This window comes from Streptomyces sp. BR123 (assembly GCF_013401435.1).
GTDB lineage: Bacteria > Actinomycetota > Actinomycetes > Streptomycetales > Streptomycetaceae > Streptomyces.
Map to the genome: position 1 here is coordinate 1 of NZ_JACBGN010000545.1, position 2,086 is coordinate 2,086.

Genomic DNA, 2,086 nt, shown 5'->3' on the forward strand with positions numbered 1-2,086 from the left:
GCACGGCGGACGCCTTGTTGCGGCACTCGTCGTCCTCCAGCTCCGGCACCGAGTCGGCGACGACGCCCGCGCCGGCCCTCCGAGCTGCCCGGGTTCTCCGCCCTGTGGGGCGGTGAGAAGTACCAGGCCGCCGTCGAGGACATCAAGGAGCGGATCCGGGCCGGCGAGGCCTTCCAGGTGGTGCCCTCGCAGCGGTTCGAGACCCCCTGCCACGCCTCCGCGCTGGACGTGTACCGGATCCTGCGGGCCACCAACCCGTCCCCGTACATGTACCTGTTCCGCTTCGAGAACGGCTTCGACGTCGTCGGCTCAAGCCCCGAGGCCCTGGTCAAGGTCGAGGACGGCCGCGCCATGGTCCACCCGATCGCGGGCACCCGCCACCGCGGGGCCACCCCGCAGGAGGACCAGGCCCTCGCCGAGGAACTGCTGGCCGACCCCAAGGAGCGGGCCGAGCACCTGATGCTCGTCGACCTGGGCCGCAACGACCTCGGCCGGGTCTGCGAGCCGGGCTCCGTCGAGGTCGTCGACTTCATGGGCATCGAGCGGTACTCGCACGTCATGCACATCGTGTCCACGGTGACCGGGCGCGTCGCCGAGGGCCGGACCGCCTTCGACGTGCTCACCGCCTGTTTCCCGGCCGGCACCCTGTCCGGCGCGCCCAAGCCGCGCGCCATGCAGATCATCGAGGAGCTGGAGCCCTCGCGGCGCGGCCTGTACGGCGGCTGCGTCGGCTACCTCGACTTCGCCGGGGACTCCGACACCGCCATCGCCATCCGCACCGCCCTGCTGCGCGACGGCACCGCGTACGTACAGGCCGGCGCGGGCGTCGTCGCCGACTCGGTGCCGGAGCTGGAGGACGACGAGTGCCGCAACAAGGCGTCCGCCGTGCTGCGCGCGGTGGCGGCGGCGAACCGCCTCCACGGCTCCTGAGGCGGTAGGGGATAGTGGGTACGTGAGTGCCGTACCCCCACCCCGAAACGACACCGGCGCGCCCGAGGCCTCCGGCGCCCCCGAGGCCTCCGGGGCCCCCGCGGGCCGCGGAGGCCGCCGCAGCGTGGCCGCCGCCCTGCTGCTCGGCGCGCTCGGCGCCACCGTCGTCCTGCTCGGCTCCGGCCGGGTGTGGGCCAGGGGCGCCGCCGCCGTCGGCGGCGGCTCGCTCCCGGTGACCGCCGACGGGCAGGCCGTCACCGGTCTGCCCGCCGCCCTGGCCATCGTGGGCCTCGCCGCCCTGGTCGCGGTGTTCGCCGTACGCGGCACGGGGCGGCTGCTGGTCTCCGCCCTGCTGGCCCTGAGCGGCCTCGGCGCGGCCCTCGCCGCCGTCCTGGCCGCCGACGACCGGCAGGCGCTGGACGCGCAGGCCGCCAAGGCCACCGCCGACACCGCGGCCCAGGTGGGCGCCCTGGCGCACACCGTGTGGCCGTACGTCACCGCCGCCGGCGGGGTCCTGATCCTCGCCGCCGGCCTGCTGGCCCTGCGCCACGGCCGCACCTGGCCCGCGATGGGCGGCCGGTACGAGCGCGACGGCGGCGCCCGGGGCCGCAGGCCCGCGGCGGTGGACCCGGACCGGCCCGAGGACCTGTGGAAGGCCCTGGACCGCGGCGAGGACCCCACCCGCTGACCACGCACCGCACCCGGTGCGGGACAATGAGCCCCGAGCGTGCGACACAGCACGTGCGACAGAGCAAAACGAGGAGCAACTCATGGCGGGCAGCAACCACGGACACACCCCGGCCGCCTGGACCGGTGTCGTCATCGCCTTCATCGGTTTCTGCGTCGCCGGCGCCTTCATGGTGCTGGCGAACCCGGTCGGGTTCTGGGCCGGTATGGCCGTCGTCGTGCTGGGCGGTGTCGTGGGCATGGCCATGCGGGCCGCGGGCATGGGTGCTCCGAAGCCCGCCCACGACGACCTCGCCAAGGTCGTCGCCGCCTCCAAGGCCTGACCTCCCGGGCCTCCCGCAGCGGACACGCAAAGGCGCGGCCCGTCGGGCTGCGCCTTTTGCCGTCACCGAGGAGAATCAGCGCGTGGACGCCCCCCGCACCTCCCCCGCGCCCTTCACCGGGACCGCGCCGCCGGCCCCCGCCCCGG

The 2,086-nt window shown here is 75.5% G+C and carries 3 protein-coding genes; all 3 read left to right on the forward strand.

The annotated features are described in order from the left end of the window. The coding region (locus HYE82_RS36100) for a chorismate-binding protein (protein ID WP_256988193.1) at window positions 1-930 on the forward strand (930 nt) is incomplete at its 5' end. Window positions 931-952: 22 nt separating this feature from the next. Then, complete coding sequence (locus HYE82_RS36105; RefSeq protein WP_179178450.1) at window positions 953-1,618, forward strand: TIGR02234 family membrane protein; 666 nt, start codon at window positions 953-955, stop codon at window positions 1,616-1,618. An 82-nt stretch (window positions 1,619-1,700) separates the two neighbouring features. Next, complete coding sequence (locus HYE82_RS36110; protein WP_179178451.1) at window positions 1,701-1,940, forward strand: HGxxPAAW family protein; 240 nt, start codon at window positions 1,701-1,703, stop codon at window positions 1,938-1,940. Window positions 1,941-2,086 lie beyond the last annotated feature (146 nt).

Coding starts and splice junctions, on each gene's coding strand:
- HYE82_RS36110 (WP_179178451.1), top strand. CDS start 1,701: ATGGCGGGCAGCAACCACGGACACACCCCGGCCGCCTGGACCGGTGTC.